The organism is Ruegeria sp. HKCCD4884, from assembly GCF_013110855.1.
In the GTDB taxonomy this organism is placed as follows: domain Bacteria; phylum Pseudomonadota; class Alphaproteobacteria; order Rhodobacterales; family Rhodobacteraceae; genus Ruegeria.
This window is the reverse complement of record NZ_WVRJ01000003.1, coordinates 153,094-175,938: the sequence shown is the minus strand read 5'-3', so window position 1 is coordinate 175,938 and position 22,845 is coordinate 153,094. Positions and strand designations below refer to the sequence as shown.

At 57.9% G+C, this 22,845-nt stretch carries 19 protein-coding genes and 2 tRNA genes; 12 read left to right on the top strand and 9 right to left on the bottom strand.

Annotation, left to right across the window (positions count from 1 at the left end; all coding sequences use genetic code 11):
• Window positions 1-87 precede the first annotated feature (87 nt).
• The gene (locus GS636_RS05635) at window positions 88-327 is read left to right on the top strand and encodes an Lrp/AsnC family transcriptional regulator (RefSeq protein WP_050602861.1); all 240 of its coding nucleotides are present in this window, start codon (window positions 88-90) and stop codon (window positions 325-327) included.
• On the opposite strand, the gene GS636_RS05630 is transcribed toward GS636_RS05635, so the two are convergent.
• The 3 genes from GS636_RS05630 to GS636_RS05620 all read right to left on the bottom strand — a co-directional run bounded on the left by GS636_RS05630 (window position 324) and on the right by GS636_RS05620 (window position 1,454).
• Complete coding sequence (locus GS636_RS05630; protein ID WP_216602833.1) at window positions 324-1,190, bottom strand: GNAT family N-acetyltransferase; 867 nt, start codon at window positions 1,188-1,190, stop codon at window positions 324-326. The genes GS636_RS05635 and GS636_RS05630 overlap by 4 nt on opposite strands.
• 81 nt (window positions 1,191-1,271) lie before the next feature.
• A tRNA-Gly gene (locus GS636_RS05625) sits at window positions 1,272-1,346 on the bottom strand.
• 33 nt (window positions 1,347-1,379) lie between these two features.
• Window positions 1,380-1,454 (bottom strand) — tRNA-Gly (locus GS636_RS05620).
• A gap of 148 nt (window positions 1,455-1,602) precedes the next feature.
• Between GS636_RS05620 and GS636_RS05615 the strand changes: the two genes are divergently transcribed.
• Complete coding sequence (locus GS636_RS05615; RefSeq protein WP_171185018.1) at window positions 1,603-1,755, top strand: hypothetical protein; 153 nt, start codon at window positions 1,603-1,605, stop codon at window positions 1,753-1,755.
• Between the two features lie 12 nt (window positions 1,756-1,767).
• Here GS636_RS05615 and GS636_RS05610 read toward each other — a convergent pair whose 3' ends face one another.
• The 4 genes from GS636_RS05610 to GS636_RS05595 all read right to left on the bottom strand — a co-directional run bounded on the left by GS636_RS05610 (window position 1,768) and on the right by GS636_RS05595 (window position 8,763).
• Window positions 1,768-2,151: an MAPEG family protein gene (locus GS636_RS05610; RefSeq protein WP_171185016.1), complete on the bottom strand. Its 384-nt coding sequence runs from the start codon at window positions 2,149-2,151 to the stop codon at window positions 1,768-1,770.
• A 78-nt stretch (window positions 2,152-2,229) separates the two neighbouring features.
• The gene (locus tag GS636_RS05605) at window positions 2,230-5,667 is read right to left on the bottom strand and encodes a pyruvate carboxylase (protein ID WP_171668748.1); all 3,438 of its coding nucleotides are present in this window, start codon (window positions 5,665-5,667) and stop codon (window positions 2,230-2,232) included.
• Window positions 5,668-5,821: 154 nt separating this feature from the next.
• Window positions 5,822-6,949, bottom strand: a complete 1,128-nt coding sequence (locus tag GS636_RS05600) for an alpha-hydroxy acid oxidase (RefSeq protein WP_171668747.1) — start codon at window positions 6,947-6,949, stop codon at window positions 5,822-5,824.
• Between the two features lie 38 nt (window positions 6,950-6,987).
• On the bottom strand, window positions 6,988-8,763 hold the full coding sequence (locus tag GS636_RS05595) for a diguanylate cyclase (RefSeq protein ID WP_171668746.1): 1,776 nt from the start codon (window positions 8,761-8,763) through the stop codon (window positions 6,988-6,990).
• Window positions 8,764-8,942: 179 nt separating this feature from the next.
• Between GS636_RS05595 and GS636_RS05590 the strand changes: the two genes are divergently transcribed.
• On the top strand, window positions 8,943-11,336 hold the full coding sequence (locus GS636_RS05590; RefSeq protein WP_171668745.1) for an ATP-dependent helicase: 2,394 nt from the start codon (window positions 8,943-8,945) through the stop codon (window positions 11,334-11,336).
• Window positions 11,337-11,340: 4 nt separating this feature from the next.
• Here the strand turns inward: GS636_RS05590 and GS636_RS05585 are convergent, their stop codons facing one another.
• Together GS636_RS05585 and GS636_RS05580 are read right to left on the bottom strand one after the other, a co-directional pair.
• Window positions 11,341-11,631: a DUF1330 domain-containing protein gene (locus tag GS636_RS05585; protein WP_171105720.1), complete on the bottom strand. Its 291-nt coding sequence runs from the start codon at window positions 11,629-11,631 to the stop codon at window positions 11,341-11,343.
• A gap of 373 nt (window positions 11,632-12,004) precedes the next feature.
• A complete protein-coding gene (locus GS636_RS05580) occupies window positions 12,005-12,229 on the bottom strand; it encodes a DUF1127 domain-containing protein (protein ID WP_171668744.1) in 225 nt (74 codons plus the stop codon).
• A gap of 992 nt (window positions 12,230-13,221) precedes the next feature.
• Here GS636_RS05580 and mraZ point away from each other — a divergent pair.
• From mraZ to murD, 9 genes are read left to right on the top strand one after another with little or no spacing between them, the layout of a single operon-like run.
• Window positions 13,222-13,725 (top strand): division/cell wall cluster transcriptional repressor MraZ, encoded by a 504-nt coding sequence (mraZ, locus tag GS636_RS05575; RefSeq protein WP_171092341.1) that lies wholly within the window; start codon window positions 13,222-13,224, stop codon window positions 13,723-13,725.
• A 4-nt stretch (window positions 13,726-13,729) separates the two neighbouring features.
• Window positions 13,730-14,722, top strand: coding sequence for a 16S rRNA (cytosine(1402)-N(4))-methyltransferase RsmH (gene rsmH / locus GS636_RS05570; protein ID WP_171668743.1), 993 nt, complete (start codon window positions 13,730-13,732; stop codon window positions 14,720-14,722).
• Window positions 14,719-15,087 (top strand): cell division protein FtsL, encoded by a 369-nt coding sequence (locus tag GS636_RS05565; protein ID WP_171092339.1) that lies wholly within the window; start codon window positions 14,719-14,721, stop codon window positions 15,085-15,087. The genes rsmH and GS636_RS05565 overlap by 4 nt, the downstream gene beginning before the upstream one ends.
• Window positions 15,084-16,871, top strand: coding sequence for a penicillin-binding protein 2 (locus GS636_RS05560; protein ID WP_171668742.1), 1,788 nt, complete (start codon window positions 15,084-15,086; stop codon window positions 16,869-16,871). The genes GS636_RS05565 and GS636_RS05560 overlap by 4 nt, the downstream gene beginning before the upstream one ends.
• Window positions 16,872-16,893: 22 nt before the next feature.
• The gene (locus GS636_RS05555; protein ID WP_171668741.1) at window positions 16,894-18,393 is read left to right on the top strand and encodes a UDP-N-acetylmuramoyl-L-alanyl-D-glutamate--2,6-diaminopimelate ligase; all 1,500 of its coding nucleotides are present in this window, start codon (window positions 16,894-16,896) and stop codon (window positions 18,391-18,393) included.
• On the top strand, window positions 18,390-19,784 hold the full coding sequence (murF, locus tag GS636_RS05550) for a UDP-N-acetylmuramoyl-tripeptide--D-alanyl-D-alanine ligase (RefSeq protein ID WP_171668740.1): 1,395 nt from the start codon (window positions 18,390-18,392) through the stop codon (window positions 19,782-19,784). Before GS636_RS05555 ends, murF begins: the two co-directional genes overlap by 4 nt.
• Window positions 19,785-19,820: 36 nt before the next feature.
• Entirely contained in the window at window positions 19,821-20,903 is a 1,083-nt protein-coding gene (gene mraY / locus GS636_RS05545) for a phospho-N-acetylmuramoyl-pentapeptide-transferase (RefSeq protein ID WP_171184995.1), read from the top strand.
• Window positions 20,900-21,445 carry an AAA family ATPase gene (locus tag GS636_RS05540; protein ID WP_171668739.1) on the top strand — a complete coding sequence of 182 codons (546 nt, stop codon included), beginning with the start codon at window positions 20,900-20,902 and terminating at the stop codon, window positions 21,443-21,445. The genes mraY and GS636_RS05540 overlap by 4 nt, the downstream gene beginning before the upstream one ends.
• Window positions 21,442-22,839, top strand: a complete 1,398-nt coding sequence (murD, locus tag GS636_RS05535) for a UDP-N-acetylmuramoyl-L-alanine--D-glutamate ligase (RefSeq protein ID WP_171668738.1) — start codon at window positions 21,442-21,444, stop codon at window positions 22,837-22,839. The genes GS636_RS05540 and murD overlap by 4 nt, the downstream gene beginning before the upstream one ends.
• Window positions 22,840-22,845: the final 6 nt, after the last annotated feature.

The window sequence follows — 22,845 nt, the reverse complement described above, 5'->3', positions numbered from 1 at the left end:
GGCATTCAGGCCAAACTGTTGCAGGGGATTGCGCCCGGCTGTGCCCCGTGTCAGCTTGCAAGCAACACGAACCGATGGGGTCACACCATGTCCACCTGCGTTTTCATCCAGATCCGCTGCAAACCCGGCACCACTTACAAGGTGGCCGAGGAAATCGCCCTGCGCGAAATTCATTCCGAGCTGTATTCCACCAGCGGCGAATACGACCTTCTGCTCAAGCTCTACATCCCCGAAACCGAGGATGTGGGCCATTTTATCAACGAACATCTGTTGGTTATTCCCAACATCGAACGCTCCTTGACCACCATGACGTTCAAGGCGTTCTAGCCCAGCTCGAACGTCGTCACGCCAAAGATTCGGTCCAGATCGATATCCGGCTGATGGCTGGAATACATCCGGGCGGTTTCAAACACTTTGTCCAACCCAAGCGCGTCGGCCAAAGCGAAGGCTGATGTGTTGGGCTGTGGCATGTCCACAAAAACCTCATGCTCGTTGTGGTCTTCGGGAATCGCCGTCAGCAGCGCCGCTAACAGAACCCTTGCAATGTCGGCATTGTCCGCAAATAGCGGACCAACCTTGTACCCGGTGAGGCAAGGGCGCAGCGTTGCGTAGCCTCGGATTCTGCCATTGTCGGAATAGACCTTTGATACGTGATTGTAAGCGCTGAGCCAGCTTTCAAGGAACAAATCGCGTGAAGCGGGAAACATGTCGCGGTCATAGGCTTTCAATTCATCTGACGCGCTGCTCAGATCCGCGACGTGATCATTCGATGATGTACCCAGCTTCGCCAGCATCCGCGTTTTTGTTCCGGCAAATCGGTAGTTGTTATAAGCAAAGGTAAAGCCTGACTTGCGATAATTGTCCTGTTGCTCGACAACCCCATCCAGACCCATGTTACGACCGCCGCAATGAGCAAGCGCATGTTGTGCGATCTCAAGCCCGTGACCATGGTGCCGGAACTCGGGTTTCACGATGTAAAAGCCCAGAAACGCGAAATCGGCGTTGTAATTCACCGCCGAGACCGACGAAATCATCTCTCCTTCCAGGAACCCACCCAGGAACCCGTCCGGGTCTGTTGGTCGAAAGCACTCGGCGTCATGTACGCCGGGGTTCCATCCCTCGCGCCCGGCCCAATCTACGGCGTGCTGGACTTCGGCGGCAGTGAGCGGGCGAATGGTATAATCAGACATGGGGTAATCCTGCATTGCGTAATGCAATCAGAATGGCGCAACGTGGCGTAAAGAACCAGCATGTTGAGAAAGTTTGGTATCTGGAGCGGGCGAGGCGATTCGAACGCCCGACCCTAACCTTGGCAAGGTTATGCTCTACCCCTGAGCTACGCCCGCATCAGATACATATGTGGTCCAAAGACCTCTCAATGGAGCGGGCGAGGCGATTCGAACGCCCGACCCTAACCTTGGCAAGGTTATGCTCTACCCCTGAGCTACGCCCGCGCCTTTGAGTGAGGAGGGATGTATAAATTCCCACGCGGGGCTGCAAGCGGAAAAACACAAAAAAGAGGAAAAATCTTTCGACGGAAATGCGCCTCAGGCGCGTTCTATTTTCAGAGCATCACAAAACAAGAGGGGCTAAGTGAAGGAAATGGCGAAAACAACAGACCTGAAAATGGCGGTGTTGGCTGTTTTGATCGTGCTGACAACGGTGATCTGCACGCAGGACGAAAACAGGGTGGCAGAGATCGAGCCGGTTCTGATTCAAGCTCCGGCGGTTGATACGCGAGTTTTGGCAAGTTGATCCCGCAGATGGTCAGAGCGCCAAAACCAGATTCGCAATGGCAGCTATCAATATCGAAGTGAAAGTCAGCCCCATCCCGATCTGTCGTAGGATGATGATTTGCGGGGTTCTGCCAAACCCGTAAGCGTGCAACAGACGTCCAGCCAGCAACGTCAGGCCCAGCAGATGCACAAGCCAGCCACCCGCGCCCTGCAACTCAACCATCGCAATCAGCAAAAGGCCGATAGGCGCGTATTCGGCGCAATTGGAATGGGTCCTTATCGCCTTGATCATCATTTTGCTGCCGCCATCCCCGACCGAGATTTTGTCACTGCGACGCTGCAGAATCACTTTGACGCTGAGCGTCACATAAAGAACTGCGATCAGGGCCGCATAGATCGGAGTGATTGAAAGCAAGGTGTGTCTCCTTTCCGTCAATGAAAAAGGCCGCCCGGTTCCCCGTACGGCCCTTGTAATCTTAAAATGCTAAACCGGTTATTCCAGTTCGACCAGCAGGTCCTTAGCGTCAATCTGGCCGCCGGGCTGGACGTGAACGGCCTTGACCGTTGCATCACGCTCGGCATGAATGCCGGTTTCCATCTTCATCGCTTCGATGGTCAGCAGCATGTCGCCTTCCTTGACCTGTTGACCGGCAGTCACGGCGACGGTGGCCACAACACCAGGCATCGGGGCTCCGACATGGTTGGGGTTGCCGACTTCGGCTTTGGGCCGGGCTTGTGTGCTTGATGCAACCATCCGGTTCGGAACCCGGATCACGCGCGGTTGGCCGTTCAGTTCAAAGAACACACGGACTTCGCCGTTTTCATCGGTTTCGCCAATCGCCTGACAGCGGATTTCCAGCGTTTTGCCCGGGTCAATCTCGGCCGTGATTTCCTCGCCCGGCTCCATTCCATAGAAGAACGTGCGCGTGGGCAGAGTACGGACCGGGCCATAGATCCGGTGGCGACCCATGTAGTCCAGGAACACCTTGGGATACATCAGGTAGCCGTTCAGATCTTCGTCATCGACGTCTTTGCCTTCCAATTGCTTGGACAGTTCGGCACGCGTGGCTTCCAGATCGACCGCAGGCACGTCCTTGCCGGGGCGCTGGGTGTTGGGGGCTTCGTCCTTCAGAACCTTCTTGATGATCGTGTCAGGGAATCCGCCCGGAGGCTGACCCAGATTGCCACGCATCATGTCCACGACCGAGTCGGGGAAGGCCACGTCAGTCGACGGGCTTTCCACATCGTCGCGCGTCAGGCCCTGGCTGACCATCATCAGCGCCATGTCGCCGACAACCTTGGAAGACGGTGTCACTTTCACGATGTCACCGAACATCTGGTTCACGTCGGCATACATCTGGGCGACCTCGTGCCAACGCTCTTCCAAACCCAAGCTGCGCGCCTGCGCCTTGAGGTTGGTGAACTGACCGCCGGGCATCTCGTGCAGATACACTTCGGACGCCGGGGCCTGCAGGCTGGATTCAAACGCCGCATACTGTCCGCGAACCGCTTCGAAGTAGTCGCTGATCTCGCGGATTGCCTTGATGTCCAGCCCGGTGTCGCGGTCGGTGTGGCGCAGGGCCTCGACCACGGTGCCCAGCGTTGCCTGTGACGTGTTGCCCGAGAAGCTGTCCATCGCGCAGTCCACGGCGTCCACACCCGCATCGGACGCGGCCAGAATGGTCGCGCTGGCGATACCGGCGGTGTCATGGGTGTGGAAATGGATCGGCAGGCCGACCTCTTCTTTCAGCGCGCGGATCAGGATCTTGGCCGAGGCCGGTTTCAACAGACCCGCCATGTCTTTCAGGCCAAGGATATGCGCACCTGCGTCGCGCAGCTCTTTCGCCATGCCGACATAATACTTCAGGTCGTACTTGGCCCGATCCGGGTCAAGGATGTCGCCCGTGTAGCAAACCGTGCCTTCGCAGATCTTGCCGTTCTCGACGACAGCGTCCATCGCCACACGCATGTTCTCAACCCAGTTCAGCGAGTCGAACACGCGGAAGACATCAATGTTCTTGGACGCCTGGCGCACGAATTCCTGCACCACGTTGTCGGGGTAGTTGGTGTAGCCGACCCCGTTTGCTCCACGCAGCAGCATCTGGGTCATCAGGTTCGGCATCGCTTCGCGCAGGTCGCGCAAACGCTGCCACGGGCATTCCTGCAGGAACCGATAGGCGACGTCGAACGTTGCGCCACCCCAGCATTCTACACTGAACAGCTGCGGCAGGTTGGCCGCATAAGTCGGAGCAACCTTGATCATGTCGATCGACCGCATCCGGGTCGCCAGCAGTGACTGATGCCCGTCGCGCATGGTGGTGTCGGTGATCAGCAGTTGACGCTGCGCCTTCATCCAATCGGCCACGGCCTGCGGGCCCTTTTGCTCCAGCAGGTTGCGGGTGCCCATTTGTGGTTCGGCCTTTTGCGCGGGGGGCTTGGCCTCTTTCAAGTCGGCGCGCGGTTCGGGGCGATCCTTTGTCTCGGGGTGCCCGTTCACCGTAATGTCCGCGATATAGGTCAGAACCTTGGTGCCCCGGTCGCGGCGGCGCTTGAACGCGAACAGATCGGGTGTCGTGTCGATAAACTTGGTGGTGTATTCATTCGACAGGAAAGTTGGGTGTTTCAGCAGGTTGATGACAAAGTCGATATTGGTGCTGACACCGCGAATGCGGAATTCACGCAGGGCGCGGTCCATGCGGGCAATTGCGGCCTCAGGCGTCGGGGCCTTGGCCGTCACCTTGGTCAGCAGCGAGTCGTAATACCGCGTGATCACCCCGCCCGCATAGGCGGTGCCGCCATCCAGACGAATGCCCATGCCGGTGGCCGAGCGATAGGCGGTGATGCGGCCATAGTCGGGGATGAAGTTGTTCTGTGGGTCTTCGGTCGTAATCCGGGTCTGCAGCGCATGGCCGTTCAGATGCACATCCGCCTGGCTGGCAGCGCCTGTGGCTTCGGCCAGGGTCTTGCCTTCTGCGATCAGAATCTGTGCTTGAACGATGTCGATACCGGTGACTTCCTCGGTGACAGTGTGCTCCACCTGCACGCGCGGGTTCACTTCGATGAAATAGAACTTGCCGGTTTCCATATCCATCAGGAACTCGACAGTGCCCGCGCACTCATAGTTCACATGGGCGCAGATTTTGCGCCCCAGTTCACAGATCTCAGCGCGCTGCTCTTCGGACAGGTATGGGGCAGGGGCGCGTTCGACCACCTTCTGGTTGCGGCGCTGGACCGAGCAGTCACGCTCATAAAGGTGATAAATCTCACCATGCTTGTCGCCCAGTATCTGAACCTCGACGTGGCGGGCGCGGGTGATCATCTTTTCCAGATAGCCCTCACCATTGCCAAAGGCGGCTTCGGCCTCGCGACGGCCTTCCAGCACCTTTTCTTCCAATTCGTCCTCGGACTCGATCGGGCGCATACCCCGACCACCACCGCCCCAGCTGGCCTTGAGCATCAGCGGATAACCGATCTCGGCGGCCTCGGCCCGGATCGCGTCCATGTCATCACCTAACACTTCGGTTGCGGGGATGACCGGAACGCCAGCCTCAATCGCCACACGCCGCGCACTGGCTTTGTCTCCCAGGGCGCGCATGGTTTCAGCTTTGGGGCCAATAAAGGTGATCCCGTTCTGCACACAGGCATCCACGAAATCCGGGTTCTCGGACAGCAGGCCATAGCCCGGATGGATCGCGTCCGCGCCACACTCCTTGGCCACGCGGATAATCTCGTCAATGCTCAGATATGCAGCAACCGGGCCCATGCCTTCGCCGATGCGATAGGCCTCATCGGCCTTGAAACGATGCAGGCCAAGCTTGTCCTCTTCGGCAAAGACAGCAACAGTGCGTTTGCCCATCTCGTTCGCTGCGCGCATAACGCGAATCGCAATCTCGCCGCGGTTGGCAATCAGGATCTTGGTGAAGTCTGTCATATTAAGTCCCGGTCTTTTGTGTATGGGCGTGTTATTGGGCGAACAATACGCGCAGGTATATCCGTTCTTCTGGGTAGAACCGGCATGTTACCGCTCGCAAACGCCCTTTGGCCGCTGTAGCCTTATACGCATGCCGCGCTGCAGCATCAAATTATTAACATAATCTCTCAATTTGAGACAGTGTCGCCAGACCCATCTGACCCATATTGGCGTGCAGATCCTGTCTCAGAATATCGATGACATGCACGGGGCCGTGAGGGCCAAGTGCCGCCAACCCGTACAAAAAAGCGCGGCCAAGCATGACAAAATCGGCGCCCAGGGAAAGCGCGCGCAGTACATCCAGGCCACTTTCGATACCGCTGTCAAATATTAGCGGTAAATTGGTGGCGTCGCGAATAGCTGGAAGAGCTTCAATGCTGGCCGGGGCTGCGTCAAATTGGCGACCTCCGTGATTCGAGACCCACAGGGCGTCCACACCAACCCGTTCCAGTCTGTCAGAATCTTCGGGACGCAAGATGCCTTTTACCACAAAGCCTCCGTCCCAATGATCGCGCAGCCACGATACATAGTCCAACCCCGGCGATGTCCTCAACAGGTACCCAATATGGGCCGTCGGCGGCAGATCGCCCGGATCTTCGATATACTTGTCCAGAGTGCGCATATGCGGCACGCCATTGCGCAGCATACCCATCGCCCAGGCAGGCCGCATCGCGATCTGTGCAAGTAAGCGCGGTGTCAGCTTTGGCGGCTGTCTTAAGCCAGAGCGGGTTTGCCTTTCCCTGCGCGATGCGACGGGAACGTCTACTGTCAGGACAAGCGTACGAAAACCGGCGTCACGTACACGGTCCAGCATATCCTTGCGAATATCTGGATCCCTCGGTGGGTACAGTTGAAACCACGCATCTGGTCCGAGATACGGGGCCAGATCCTCCGGGCTCTGACTTGCGACGGTCGACAGGGTATAGGGAATCTTCGCCTGCGCGGCGGCCTGCGCCAACAAACGCTCTGCATTCGGCCAGACCAACCCGGACATTCCAATGGGCGCGATCCCGCAGGGCAAAGCACAAATACGGTTCAGAATCGTCTTTGTCGTATCAAACTCCAACTCTCCGTGCAGGATGGAAGGAGCAAGGCGAACGTCATCCAGCGCTTTGCGGTTGCGCAGCAGGGCCGTTTCCGAACCTGTTCCGCTTTCGACATATTCCCACACGAAATGCGGCAAACGGCGGCGCGCGCGGCGTTTCAGGTCCGGGATGCCCGGAAAGGTGCTGTGCAAGTCCATGCGGATTGATCCGACCCACCGTGCGATTCGGCAAGGGGTTAGGCCGCATCTGAATTTTTCGGGTCACTGTCAGCTTCAGATCGTTTGGGTTGAATTTGCGACTCGCCAGCAACTTGAACTTGGTTGCGCCCTTGGTCCTTGGCGACGTAAAGCGCATCATCTGCTGCGCGCATAAGATCCTGCGGCATGGTTCCGTGTTTCGGGTAATGCGCAACGCCGACCGAGATCGTGATACGCGGCAACGCCTTTTCTCCATAGCGGACCGCGACTGCTTCAATCGCCTGACGCAATTGTTCGGCGCGCGTCATGGCGTCTTCGGGGGTGTTGTCCGGCAGGATCAGCATGAATTCTTCACCGCCGACACGGCAGGCAACCTCGTCCCGGTCGCAACTCTGTTCCAACGCGCCCCCAACTGCACGCAGGACCATGTCACCGGCGTCATGCCCATGCGTGTCGTTGAATTTCTTGAAGTGATCCACGTCCACGGCAATCAAGCTCAGCGCGGCACCCGTCTGTTGACTGCGGCTTATGGATTTCCGCAGCGTTTCGGTCATGTGACGTCGATTGAACAGGCCGGTCAGCGGGTCGCGCACCGATTGGTCATGCAGTTGATCGCGCATGCGGTCATTGGCAATCGCCATGCTGATCTGTTCGGCGCAAGGCTGTGCCAGTTTGCGGCTTTTGTGGAAGCAAGCCTCGCGCCCTTCAAGCGCACGCAGATGCAGCAGGCCAACGGCCTCCCCGTGGGCCAGAATGGGAAAGCAGAAATAGGGCCGTCCGTCATGCGGTTCCGCGTGTTCGCAGACAAAGTCGATCTCGGATGCGCCAAATTCATAGGTTCGCCCCCTTCGCAGACCCCAGCACCCTTCGGGATGAATATGCGCTTTGTGTGCGCCGCCATTCCAACTTGCACAGCCATCCAGCACATCGCGCGAGTTGGAATAGACATAAACACTGCCCTCGGACTCGGGCAGAATGTGGGTCATGAACCGCGATACCATGTCGAATAGCTCGTCCAGCGATCGGCTGGACTGTAGCCACTCGTTCAACTCGCCCAATAAACGCACCTCGCGTGCCAGGCGGAGTTGATCATCCATCAATGCGCGTTCTTTCTGCGCCCGAAGCTCTAACACACCCAATTGCCTCTGGTTGGTGCGATACACCACAAGGCTCACGGTGCTCAGGGCGAGCAAAACCACTGTGCTGACGACGATCAAAGAAAGCCGCACGCGGCTGATAAACAGATTTCTTACATCTGTGATGTCAGAATTGAATTCGATTGCCCCAAGAAATCGGCCATTCTGGACCACGGGCGCATAGATTTCAGCAACGTGACGGGTATTGGTGTCAAAACCCTCTAGCTGGTGGGTATCCAGCGAGTCGACCTCGGCAATCGGTTTTTCAGCGTGTTTGTAGAACAAGTTACCCATCGCGACGACGTCAGCGAAGTAAGGTTTTGTGTTCACACTTCCAACATCAGACTCGCGCGTGGACCAGAACACTTGACCGGAGGCGTCGAATAGCTTGAATCTATAGATGTCAGAGGTTTCAGGCAGCAAAGCCAGAAAGGCTAGGTCATGCTGACTTAGAATGTGCCGTTCAAAACTCACCTGCAGATCATACAGTTGGCTTTCGACTTGGCGTCCCATCTGAACGGCACGATGGCGTAAATCGGATTCCAGCATATGATCGACGACCGGACCAGGGATGGCATAGATTCCCCAACCGGCCAGCGCTGTAAGCGCAAGCAGCATTGTCGTTATTATGAACGTCTTTAGCCTTGTGCTGATGCCTGCCGTCCCAGCCCCGTCCATGTCCACACTCTCCCACATTGGTAAGGGCAGGATGTGCGGAGGGGTTTGACAGAGCGTTAATTCAGCCCGGAACATACCAAAGCAAATGTTTTAGATTTATTGGAACAGAGGCAAAAAGCCTGTGAACAAGCCGTGAACAAACTCTTTCCCTTCGGGCTTATCCGGCGTAGTTTGGGCCCATGAGCAGTTTTGACGAAATGGACGCCTTCGAGGGCGCATCGCTGTCGGCGCGGGCTATGGCCGTGCGCCCGTCACCCTATCTGGATGAACTGAACCCGGCGCAACGGGACGCGGTCGAACATCTGGATGGCCCGGTTCTGATGTTGGCTGGGGCAGGGACGGGCAAAACCAAGGCTCTGACGGCCCGTATCGCGCATTTGCTCAACACGGCGCGCGCCCGTCCGAATGAGATTCTCTCTGTGACATTCACAAACAAGGCCGCGCGCGAGATGAAAGAGCGGGTCGGTCGCCTGCTGGGCCAGCCTGCCGAAGGGATGCCGTGGCTGGGCACGTTCCACTCGATCTGTGTCAAGCTGCTGCGCCGTCATGCGGAATTGGTCGATCTGAAATCGAACTTCACTATTTTGGACAGCGATGACCAAAAGCGACTGCTGAAACAGCTTACTCAGGCGGCGAACATAGATGACAAGCGTTGGCCTGCGCGGTTGCTGGCCAGTATTATCGACGATTGGAAAAACCGTGCGTTGACACCGGATAAGGTGCCCGCCGCAGACGCGGGGGCGTACAACAACAAGGGTATTGAGCTTTATGCACAGTACCAGACGCGCCTGCGAGAGTTGAATGCGGTAGATTTCGGCGACCTGCTGCTGCATATGGTCACGATCTTCCAAACCCATCCGGACGTGTTGGAGCAATACCAGCGCTGGTTCCGCTACATCCTGGTGGATGAGTATCAGGACACCAACATTGCCCAATATTTGTGGCTGCGATTGCTGGCCGGAGGGCACAAGAATATCTGTTGTGTGGGGGACGACGATCAGTCGATTTACGGCTGGCGCGGTGCCGAAGTGGGCAACATCCTGCGCTTTGAGAAAGATTTCCCGGGCGCTTATGTGGTGCGGTTGGAGCAGAACTACCGCTCGACCCCGCATATTCTGGCGGCAGCTTCGAACGTCATTCGAGGCAACGAAAACCGGCTGGGCAAAGAGCTCTGGACCGATGCCGAGGACGGCCACAAGGTCAACCTGATCGGCCATTGGGATGGCGAGGAAGAGGCCCGCTGGATCGGCGAGGAAATCGACGCGATGCAAGGCGGTACACGCGGTATCCGCCCGGTGAACCTGGATGAAATCGCCATCCTCGTCCGCGCCTCGCACCAGATGCGCGCGTTCGAAGACCGCTTCCTGACCATTGGTCTGCCATACAAAGTGATCGGCGGCCCGCGATTCTACGAACGGATGGAGATTCGCGATGCCATGGCGTATTTCCGGCTGGTGATCAGCCCCGAAGACGATCTGGCCTTTGAGCGTATTGTAAACACGCCAAAACGCGGCCTTGGTGACAAGGCGCAGCAGACCATTCAGATGACCGCACGTGAAAACGGCGTTTCTCTGGTCGATGGTGCACGGATCGCCGTCGACCATGGGCTGATCAAGGGGAAGGGTGGCAAAGCCCTGCGCGAGTTGATTGATGGGCTGGCGCGATGGAACGCGATGACGCGCGGCCCGAGGATCGAGGTGGACGACGACTCGGTGATCGATGACGGATCACCCCTGCGGTTCGGTGCGCCCGAGCACACTCATATCGAATTGGCCCAGATCATCCTCGACGAATCCGGCTATACGGCCCATTGGCAGAACGACAAGACTCCCGAAGCGCCGGGGCGTTTGGAAAACCTTAAGGAACTGGTCAACCAACTGGACAATTTCGAAAACCTGCAAGGTTTTCTTGAGCATGTCAGCCTTGTGATGGACAACGAACAAGACAGCGACGGGGCAAAGGTGTCGATCATGACCCTACACGCTGCCAAGGGGCTCGAATTTCCGGTTGTCTTCCTGCCGGGGTGGGAGGATGGGTTGTTCCCCTCGCAGCGTTCCATGGATGAATCCGGCCTAAAGGGGCTCGAGGAAGAACGGCGTCTGGCCTATGTCGGCATCACCCGCGCGGAAGAGGTTTGTACGATTTCATTCGCCGCCAATCGGCGGGTTTTTGGGCAGTGGCAGAACTCCATGCCTTCGCGTTTCATCGACGAATTGCCGGAAGACCATGTCGAGGTTCTGACTCCTCCCGGCCTCTATGGCGGCGGGCACAAGACAGCGGGAATCGAAACGCGCGCAGCCGAAGCCAATGTTTATAACTCACCGGGCTGGAAGCGGATGCAGGCGCGGCAGGGGCAATATGGCATGTCACAACCCCGCGAAAGTCGGAACACGGTGATCGACGCCACCGCTTTGGCCAGCTTCACGCTGGGTGAGCGCGTGTTTCACCAGAAATTCGGCTATGGCGCGGTCATTGGTATCGAGGGCGACAAGGTCGAGGTTGATTTCGACAAGGCAGGCACGAAGAAGGTTGTGTCGCGTTTTTTGACCAACAAGGACGACGTTCCGTTTTGAGGCGTCAGATCCCTTCGACAAGAACCAAATTAGTCGAGGCGGTGGCTTGCCGGATCCTCGCCAACTCGATGTAATCAGGGTCGTCTTTCCAGGCTTTCGCTGTGGCTAGGTCTGGAAACTCCATCAGCACAATTCCACCTTCCGGCCAATCGCCTTCGATTCGCTCGATCGGTTTCGATGAGACCGTGAGCAAACGGCCTTTGTGGCGGTCGAAGATCGGCATGAACCCTGCCAGATAATCTTGATACCCGTCCGGGTCGTGTATGTCGATTTGCGCGATGAAATAGGCAGCCATGGCGTTCTCCGGATCAGAAATCAGGATGCCATCCTACACAGGTGCCCGAAAAACAAAAAACGGCGGTTCCCAGGGAGGAGGAAGGGGAACCGCCGTCTTGTCAACATCAGAGCAGGGAGGAGGAGAGCCCTGATGTATACGAACCCGGGTTTGAGCCCGGTATGGGTAAGACGCGGCGACGTCAGGGAGGAGGACGACGTCGCCGCGCGCTTTCAACATCAAGGCAGGGAGGAGGAGAGCCTCGATGTATCAGGTTCCGGCATCTTGAGGCCGGTATAGGGTGCGGCAACGTCAGGGAGGAGGAGAGACGTTGCCGCTGATTACAGACCCTAAAGGGAGGAGGAAGGGCCTGATCTCGGTATCTTTGGTGCGCTCAGCGCGCGGTGTGGTCTTCTGCCGCCTGCATGGCGACCCGGCGGATCATCGAACGGTGCAGGCCCAGATCAGCCAGCTCGCGGTTCGACAGGTAGGACAGTTCGTTCACAGTCTGGCGGTACATGCGATAGCGTGCAAAGCGTGTCTTGGCGTTTTCAACTAGCGTGTTCAGTCCGAACGCCGGTGCGCTCTTGGGTGCGGTTTGTGTGCTTGCAACTGCCATTTTCATCATCCGTCTTTCTTGCGTTACCGATATCAGTCGGTCCGTGCTTGAGACTGAAGATAGGCAAATGCTGCGATTGCACAATGGGTCACGTCATCAATGCTGCTATGCAGCAAATGCATAGATTGGTTCGCTTTTTTCCCGGCAACGATATGCGCCTTTAAAATATAGGTTTTACCCAAGGGCAACTTGATCGACCCGAAAATCGCATCGATGTGAACTGCCTTGGAATTGAGCGCATTCGGCGGGAATTTGTGCGACTTGAAACGCAGAGGACGGATTCTGGATGTGCGCAGTATGTCAAAGAATGACTGTTTGGAGTGCCTAAAGTCGTCTTGCCGATTCTAACCGCTCGGGTTGGCGGCAGCGCGAAGTAGGGCGTTTAAAGTGCCAAGTGACGACCTATGGGAATTCGTGGGCGACGCTGGTACGGGCAGGGGAATGCCGGAATCTTTGTTGTCTTTTTCTGGTAGATTCTTGCGCTTGGCTGCTTCATGCGAGTCAAAAAATCCAGCCTGAGCAAAAAATTTCAATTTTTTTCGGGAAGGCGCGGGAAATTTTTCCCCAGTGATTTTTTCTATATATAGTCTGCGTCTGGTTGAGCTTCACTATTTGTGGTGCCTTGATGCCAAAGTCCTTGTATTTTAGTATATACATCGCGTGCCTCAGGTGTCACGAATGGAAAAATTCCTGTTGATTTCCATGAATTCCCATGGCATCCCTTATGCATCCGATGAGGACGAGGCAGCAGGGGCGCCAAACGACCCCGAACCAAAAATACAAATCAGGTTTCATACAGGCATCTCGCTTTCATCAACCAAGAGATCCGGCGCGCGGGCGAGCAGACATCCCCCCAGGTGGCGCGTGCAGCTGGACATCCCGCAAAGCGGGTCAATGCGGCGGGTTGATCAGTGGCAGCAGATCAACCCGCCGTTTTTCTTCCGGGGGGAACGTGAATTTGAGGTGGGGCGCAAGCGAAAGGGACAGTCGTCTTGGCGCGCAGGTTTAGAGGTGAAAGCCACCATAAGGTGGACACGAAGGGCAGGGTCTCGATCCCGGCCTCGTTTCGCCGTGTGCTTGAAGCATCCGATCCCAACTGGCAGCCCGGTGACAATCCTGAGCTAGTGATTGTCTATGGCGACCACCGCCGCAAATACCTCGAGTGCTATACCATGCAGGCGATTGACGAGGTCGACGCCAAGATTGACGCGTTGCCGCGTGGCTCGATGGAACGCAAGATGCTGCAACGCATGTTCCACGGTCAGTCCTTCCCGACAAACGTAGATGAAACAGGACGTCTGGTTTTGCCTGCCAAGCTGCGCAACAAGATCGACCTTGAGAATGAGGCCTTCTTTATCGCCGCCGGTGACACCTTCCAGATCTGGAAGCCCGAGACTTATGAGGTCGAGGAGCTGGCCAAGGCCGAAGAGTGGATGGACGATCTGCCCGACGATTTCGACCCGATGGTCTATCTCGATGGCGTCGGGGACGCGTGACGGCATGTCCGGCGCTGTCCTTCCCTCTGAGAAACCCCATATCCCTGTTCTACTGCGCCCTCTGTTGGCCGCAGTGTCTCCGGTGTCGGGTGTTTGGTTGGACGGCACCTTTGGGGCAGGCGGATATACGCGCGGGTTGCTGGATGCAGGGGCAGACAAGGTGATTGGCGTCGACCGTGATCCGCTGGCCTTTGAAATGGCCGCTGATTGGGCGGGTGAGTATGGCAACCGGTTGGTTATGCAGCCTGGTGTATTCTCACAGATGGACGAATACGCACAGGATCTGGACGGCGTTGTTCTGGATCTTGGAGTGTCTTCGATGCAGCTAGATCAGGCCGAGCGCGGTTTTTCCTTCATGAAGGACGGCCCTTTGGACATGCGCATGAGCCAGGAAGGCGAAAGCGCTGCTGATTTGGTCAACACGTCGACCGAGGCGCAACTGGCTGACATCCTGTTCCATTTCGGCGAGGAACGCGCAAGCCGCCGGATCGCCAAGGCCATTGTGAAAGCGCGAAGCGAAGAACCAATTACTACGACCCTGCGTCTGGCTGAGATTATTGAATCCTGCCTGCCGCGCCCCAAGCCCGGACAATCGCACCCGGCGACCCGCAGCTTTCAAGGGCTGCGGATCGCGGTCAATGCCGAGTATGAAGAGTTGTTTCAGGGGTTGATGGCTGCGGAACGCGCGTTGAAACCTGGCGGGCAACTGGCTGTCGTGACTTTCCATTCCATCGAGGATCGAATGGTCAAGCGGTTCTTCCAGTCCCGCGCGGGCAAGACAGGGCGTGCAAATCGCTATGCGCCTGAAATCGAACAGGATCAGCCCCAATTCACGCTTAAGACCCGCAAGGCCGTTGGGCCAGATGAGCAGGAATTGCAGGAAAACCCGCGTGCGCGCTCGGCCAAACTGCGCGTGGCAATCCGAACTGAGGCACCGGCAGGGGAAATTGAGGCCCGTGCCATAGGGATGCCGCAACTGGGGGGAAGGGCAAAATGAAGAGTATTTTGTATGTGTTGACCGCTCTGTCCGTTTTTGGATTGGCGCTGTGGGCCTATCAGGAAAACTACCGCACCCAGCAGGTGGTTAAAGAAACGCAGAAACTCCAGCGCGAGATTGGCATGGCACAGGTTCGGCTGGCTGTTCTGAACGCGGAATGGGCTTACCTGAATCGTCCTGACCGACTGCGCGAATTGGCAGATTTGAATTTTGAGCGTCTGGGTCTGTTGCCGCTGCGGGCAGAACAGTTTGGGCGTGCCGATCAGATTGCCTATGCCGAAGACCCCGATCTGCCCATCGTTGATCCGATTGAGTTGCAGGCCATCACCGACATTCAGGCGTTGGGCGAGGTGCAGATTCCATGACACGCACCCCCCTGCGACCGCTGGCCCGAATTCTTGATGCCCGCGCCCGAGGTGAAAACCCAAAGGCGATTGAACGGGAAAACATCCGCAAACGCCACGAGGATATGAAAGACCGCGCCCGCGCCCGTGCGGAAGGGCGCCTGTTGGTGTTGGGGCTGTTCTTCTTTTGCGCCTTCTCGGTTGTTGGCGTCCGGATGGGTATGCTGGCCACATCCGAAGCGCAGGAGCCAGTGGCAAGTGCGCCGGGTGCGGCCATTGCCATGCAGCGTGCCAATATCGTTGACCGCGAAGGGCGCATCCTGGCGACCAATCTGGACACTTATTCGGTCTACGCGCAGCCGCCCCTAATGATCGACCCGATCGCCGCCGCAGATCAGTTGGTGGCAATCTTCCCGGATCTGGACAAAGAGCGTCTGGTCAAGGACTTCACGGGCAAGCGTAAGTTCCTGTGGATCAAGAAACGAATCTCACCCGAACAGAAACAGGCCGTACACGACATCGGGGATCCCGGCATTCTGTTTGGACCACGCGAAATGCGACTTTATCCTAACGGCAAGCTTGCCGCGCATATTCTGGGCGGGTCCGGCTTTGGTCGTGAAGGTGTCAGCGCTGCGGAAGTGATCGGTGTTGCAGGTGTCGAGAAACAGTTCGACGACTATCTGCGTGACCCGGCCAACGGCAACAAGCCGCTGCAATTGTCGCTGGACCTGACCATTCAGGCGGCTGTGGAACAGGTGCTGTATGGCGGCATGAAGATCATGAACGCCAAGGGGGCCTCGGCCGTTCTGATGAACGCACACACGGGTGAGGTTGTCTCAGCCGCGTCTCTGCCGTCGTTTGATCCAAATGACCGTCCGCGCCCGCCGACCTCGGGGTTTGATCCATCAGACAGCCCGCTCTTCAACCGCTATGTGCAAGGCGTGTACGAACTGGGCTCAGTCTTCAAGATTTTCACTGCAGCGCAGGCCGTGCAACTGGGGCTTGTGAATTCCAATACCATCATCGACACGTCAGGCCCGATGAAGATCGGGCGTTTTCCCATCGGAGAGTTCAACGGCAAGAATTACGGCAAGATCAGTGTTGCGGACGTGATCGTACACAGCTCGAACCGGGGTACGGGCCGGTTGGCGTTGCAGATCGGTGCGCAGCGGCAGCAGGATTTCCTGAACACGTTGGGCATGTTCGATCCAACGCCGTTTGAAATTGTCGAGGCTAAGGGCGGGGTGCCCCTGAAGCCCAAGAAATGGGGTGAGTTGAGCACTGTAACCATTTCCTACGGCCATGGTCTGTCGACAAGCCCGATGCATCTGGCGGCCGGGTACGCGGCCATTGCAAATGGCGGGCATTATGTCAGCCCGACTATTCTAAGAAAAAATGGTCCGCAATACGGCCCTCGGGCCATGTCGGACAGCACGGCGCGTCAGGCTCAGAATATGCTGCGCAAAGTGGTGACAGACGGCACCGCCAGCTTTGCCGAGGTCAAAGGCTATGACGTGGCTGGTAAAACGGGCACAGCGGATAAGCCAAAGCCGCGTGGCGGGTATTACGATGACAAGGTCATTGCGACCTTCGCGACGATCTTTCCGGCCTATGATCCGAAATACGTTCTGATCGTCACATTGGACGAACCTTCGATTGTGGCATATGGCGAAAAGCGCCGCACTGCGGGCTGGACGGCTGTGCCGGTCGCCGCCGAACTTATTGGTCGCGTCGCACCCTTGCTGGGCCTGCGCCCCCGGCTTGAGCCTGAGGCGGGCGCTGCTATAACGCTGACCTCAAACTAGGCTGTCCGGCAAGAGGTGGGTCATGGGCACAAGGACAAAGAAACTCAACCAACTGGCCCTGACCGCACGCGGGGGCGCAAACCCTGACATCACAGGTCTGGCTGTTGACAGCCGTGAAGTGAAAGACGGCTTCCTGTTCGCGGCCCTTCCCGGTACGCGAGTGCATGGCGGAGAGTTCATCCAGTTTGCCCTGCGCATGGGTGCATCCGCGATCCTGACCGATGCCGAAGGGGCTCAGATCGCCGAGGTCGAGCTTTCTGCATCAGACGCGGCACTGATTGTGGTTGAAGACCCGCGTCAGGCGCTGGCCGGGGCGGCTGCGTTGTGGTTTGGAGCACAACCAAAAACCATCGTCGCCGTCACGGGAACCAATGGAAAAACATCTGTCGCCACCTTTGTGCGCCAGATTTGGTCTGAATTGGATCACGCTGCTGTCAATCTTGGAACCACCGGGGTTGAGGGCGCATGGACCGCACCGTTGGCGCACACCACCCCTGAACCAATCACCCTGCATTGCTGTCTGGCAGAGGCGGCTGAAAATGGTGTGACCCATGCCGCGATGGAAGCATCGTCCCACGGCCTGGAGCAACGTCGCCTGGATGGCGTGCACCTGACTGCCGCAGGGTTTTCCAACTTCACACAAGACCATCTGGACTATCACGAAACCTTCGAGGCGTATTTTGCCGCCAAGGCCGGGTTGTTCGACCGTGTGTTGCCGCAAGACGGCACGGCGGTGATCAATCTGAGTGACCTTAAGGGGGCGCAGGTCCAGCGGATCGCAAAATCCCGGGGCCAATCGGTGTTGACCGTTGGTCTTGGCGATGCTGACTTGTGCCTGATCAATCAGCGGTTTGACGCCACAGGACAGGACCTGCGCTTTTCGTGGCAAGGCCGAACCTACCAGACTCGTTTAAACCTGATTGGTGGATTTCAGGCCGAAAATATCCTGCTGGCCTGTGGGTTGGTCATCGCCGCTGGCGACAGCCCCGAGCAAGTCTTTGAAACTCTGCCACATCTGACGACGGTACGGGGACGGATGCAACTGGCCGCAACACGCGACAACGGTGCAACGGTTTTTGTGGACTACGCGCATACGCCCGATGCAGTGGCCACGGCCCTCAAGGCGCTGCGCCCGCATGTCATGGGGCGTCTGATCGCCATCGTTGGGGCAGGTGGGGATCGCGACGCCACGAAACGCCCTCTGATGGGCAAGGCGGCGGCGAACCATGCTGATGTGGTGTTTGTCACCGACGACAACCCACGCAGCGAAGACCCGGCCACCATCCGCGCTGCAGTCATGGAAGGTGCGCTTGAGGCCGCAGGCCAGGCCAGCGTGACCGAGGTCGGCGACCGGGCCGAAGCCATCCTGCGTGGCATCGACGCGCTGCAACCGGGCGATGCGCTGCTGATTGCTGGTAAGGGGCACGAAACCGGCCAGATCGTCGGGGATCAGGTTCTGCCCTTTGATGACGTTGAACAGGCCAGTATTTCTGTGGCCGCGCTTGACGGGAGGGTAGCATGACACTCTGGACAGCATCCGAAGCCGCCGAGGCCACAGGCGGTCAGGCGACGCGTGATTGGGTTGCAAATGGAGTATCGATCGACACCCGCACCCTTCAGCCCGGAGACTTGTTCGTCGCGTTGAAAGCTGCGCGGGACGGTCATGATTTTGTGGCGCAGGCGTTGGAAAAGGGGGCGGGCGCTGCACTGGTGTCGCGCATACCCGATGATGTGCCGGACGGCGCACCTTTGCTAATCGTCGAAGACGTTCAGGCTGGACTTGAAGCCTTGGGTCAGGCCGCACGGGCGCGAACGGATGCGCGCGTGGTGGGCGTAACAGGCAGCGTCGGCAAGACCTCGACCAAGGAAATGCTGGCGACGATCCTCGAAACCCAAGGCAAGACCCATGCCAGCGTGGCCAGTTACAACAACCATTGGGGCGTGCCGCTGACCTTGGCGCGGATGCCGCGCGACACGGAATTCGCCGTTATTGAGATCGGTATGAATCACCCGGGCGAGATTGCCCCTCTGGCCAAACAGGCGCGCCCACATGTGGCGCTGGTCACAACCGTGGCTGCGGTGCACTTGGAAGCCTTTGAATCAGTCGCAGGCATCGCCCATGAAAAAGCGGCGATCTTTGAAGGGTTGGAGCTCGGCGGGGCCGCGATTGTAAATGCAGACATCGAGCACGCAGACATTCTGCGCCAAACCGCGCTGGGCCACGGGACGGGAATTGTTGATTTCGGTCGCAAGGCCTCGGATTACCGATTGACCGACGTGCAGCAAGCGGCCAACGCCGTGAACGCCCGAGCCGTGATCGGCGATTATCCCATCCGCTTTGAGGTCAACTCTGCCGGCACCCATTTTGCCATGAACGCGCTTGGGGCTCTGGCGGCCTGCGTGGAACTGGGTGTCGATCTGGATCAGGCGGTCGCGGGACTGCGAGCGTGGTCGCCGGTCAAGGGGCGCGGTGTGCGCGAAAGCTTGCCGCTGTCCGGTGGTGGCCAAATCGAACTGCTGGACGATAGCTACAACGCCAACCCAACCTCGATGGAGGCCGCGCTGGACGTGCTGGCTGCGTCGCAAGGTACCCGCCGCATCGCGTTTTTGGGTGACATGAAGGAACTGGGCTCGCAGGAAGTGGCGATGCACGCCGAAATGGCGAATGTTGCAGCCATGGGGAAAGTAAATCAGGTGCATTGCATCGGCCCCTTGATGCAGGCCATGCACAAGGCGCTACCCGATGACAAGCGCGGGCTCTGGTTCGAAACCAGCGCCGAGATGGCCGAGCATTTACCTGCATTGATCAATGAAGGTGACACGGTATTGGCCAAAGGGTCACTCAGCATGGCATTGGCAACGATTGTTGACGGTCTGCGTAAAATGGGGCAAGGGAGCGCGCTTGATGGGTGATCGCACCCAGACGCCGCGTGTGAGAAAGGTATTGTCATGCTGTATTGGTTGACCGCCCTGTCGGATGGCGGGGACTTCTGGAACCTCTTCCGCTACATCACCTTCCGCGCGGGTGGCGCCTTTTTGACGGCGCTGATCTTTGGTTTCCTGTTCGGCAAGCCCTTGATCAATGTGCTGCGCAAAAAACAAGGCAAGGGCCAACCGATCCGCGATGACGGCCCCGAAGGCCATTTTTCCAAGGCGGGCACGCCGACCATGGGCGGGTTGCTGATTGTTGGTGCGCTTGTGACATCGACCCTGATCTGGGCACGCTGGGACAACCCTTATGTCTGGATGGTTCTGTTCGTAACGCTGGCCTATGCGGCCATCGGTTTTGCGGATGACTATGCCAAAGTCTCTAAGCAAAATACGAAAGGCGTCTCAAGCAAGATGCGTCTGGCGTTGGGCGTCATCATTGCGGTTCTGGCCTCGCTCTGGGCATCTTTGCACCATCCCGAGGCGTTGCAGAACCAACTGGCGGTGCCCGTGTTTAAAGACACTCTGGTCAATCTAGGCCTATTCTATATTCCGTTTGCGGTGGTCGTAATCGTGGGGGCCGCCAATGCGGTGAACCTGACTGATGGGCTGGACGGACTGGCGATCATGCCCGCAATGATTGCCGCCACGACCCTTGGAATCATCGCCTATGCGGTTGGACGTGTGGACTTTACCGAGTATCTGGACGTGCACTACGTGCCCGGAACCGGTGAAATCCTGATCTTTACGGCTGCTTTGTTCGGCGGCGGTTTGGGCTTTTTGTGGTACAACGCGCCACCCGCGGCGGTCTTCATGGGTGACACCGGTTCATTGGCTCTGGGTGGTGCACTGGGTGCAATTGCCGTCGCCACCAAGCACGAGCTTGTTCTGGCCGTGGTCGGCGGTCTGTTCGTGGTCGAAGCGCTGAGTGTGATCATTCAGGTTCTCTACTTCAAACGCACCGGCAAGCGGGTCTTCCTGATGGCCCCGATCCACCACCATTATGAGAAAAAAGGCTGGGCTGAACCGACCATCGTCATCCGTTTCTGGATCATCTCGCTGATCCTGGCGATGATCGGACTGGCAACGCTGAAGGTAAGGTGAGCAACCGTCGTATTGTGCTGTCAGGCTGTTCAGGAGGCGGTAAATCCACCCTCCTGCAAGAGATGGCGCGGCGCGGCTATGCGACTGTCACAGAACCCGGCCGCCGAGTCGTAATCGCGGAACAGCAGGTCGGTGGAACCGCGTTGCCCTGGACAGATCCTGAATCGTTTTGCCGGAAAGTCATCGAGACGGCCTTCAACGATATGACCCAAGCCCCGGACGGTTTGGTTCTATTCGACCGGTCCGCATTGGATGCATTGATCTGGTTTGAGCGCACAGGCACTGATCTGGACAATGCCCTGCGAGACCAGATCGTCCGGCTTGACTATGACCGTCAGATTTTTCTGTTCCCGCCCTGGCCTGAAATCTATGTGAAAGACAGTCAGCGTCAGCACGATCTGGTTGACGCTCTTGCGGAATATGAGGGTTTGTGCGACCGCTTGCCCAAACTTGGTTTCAAGACCACCCTTGTTCCAAAGCGACCTGTCGAAGAACGGGCGGATTGGCTTGAGGCACAGCTAGACGAAGGAAGTAAGACATGATCCCGGTCAAAGGCTTTTCAGGGCAAAAAGTTGCAGTTCTGGGGCTGGGTCGTTCGGGCTTGGCGACAGCACGCGCGTTGCGTGCTGGCAAGGCTGAGCCTGTGTGCTGGGACGACAACCCGGCAGCTCGTGAAACTGCCGAAGGCGAGGGGTTCACCTGCGTCGATCTGCGCAAACACGGCGCGTTTGATGGCGTTGCGTCGCTGATCGTCTCACCGGGCATTCCGCATCTTTATCCTGAACCGAACCCGGTCGTTTCCGCGGCTTTGGACGCTGGCGTGCCGGTGGACAACGATATCGGCCTGTTCTTCCGTTCCTTCGCGGGGTCGGAATGGAACAACTACGACACGCCGCCGCGCGTGATTGCAGTGACGGGCTCGAACGGGAAATCCACCACGGCGGCGTTGATCCACCACATCCTGACCGAAGCCGGGCGCGAGGCGCAATTGGCGGGCAATATCGGACGCGGGGTTCTGGATATTGATCCGGGCGGCGATGGTTCGGTGGTGGTTTTGGAACTCAGCAGCTATCAGACGGAACTTGCTCGTGCGTTGACTCCCGACGTGGCTGTATTCACCAACCTCTCACCCGATCATCTGGACCGACACGGCGGCATGGGCGGCTATTTTTCTGCCAAGCGGCGTCTCTTTGCCGAAGGCGGGCCAGACCGCGCGATCATTGGCATTGACGAGATCGAAGGCGCGTTTCTGGCCGGACAATTGTCCGAAGGGCCAACGGATGACCGAGTGATCCGCATCTCGGTTGCGCGCAAACTGACAGGCCCGGGATGGCAGGTGTTTGCACGCAAGGGTTTCTTGTCGGAATACCGCAAGGGGCGTCAGGCAGGTTCCATCGACCTGCGCGCGATCAAGGGTCTGCCCGGTGCGCATAACCACCAAAACGCCTGCGCGGCCTACGCCGCCTGCCGGTCGTTGGGGCTTGCGCCGCGTGTGATCGAGGATGCGCTTCATTCCTATCCGGGCCTGCCGCACCGCAGCCAGATCATTGCCGAAGCGGGTGGGGTTACCTACGTCAACGACTCCAAGGCGACCAATGTCGACAGCGCCTTGAAGGCGCTGAGCGCGTTCAAGAATATCCGCTGGATTTGCGGTGGACTTGAGAAAGAAGGCGGTATCGCAGCTTTGAACGCGGCGTCGGATCAGGTGCGCAAAGCTTATGTGATCGGTCGCGAAGCGGCGGGTTTTGCGATGCAGCTGGAAGCGGACGCCCAGGTTTGCACCACGATGGAAGCTGCAGTGGCGCAAGCTATCGAAGACGCAGAAGAGGGCGATACGGTGTTGTTGGCACCGGCGGCTGCCAGTTTCGATCAATATGACAATTTCGAGAAACGCGGCGAAGACTTTGCCGAACAAGTGCGTAAACGACTGACGTAAGGCGAC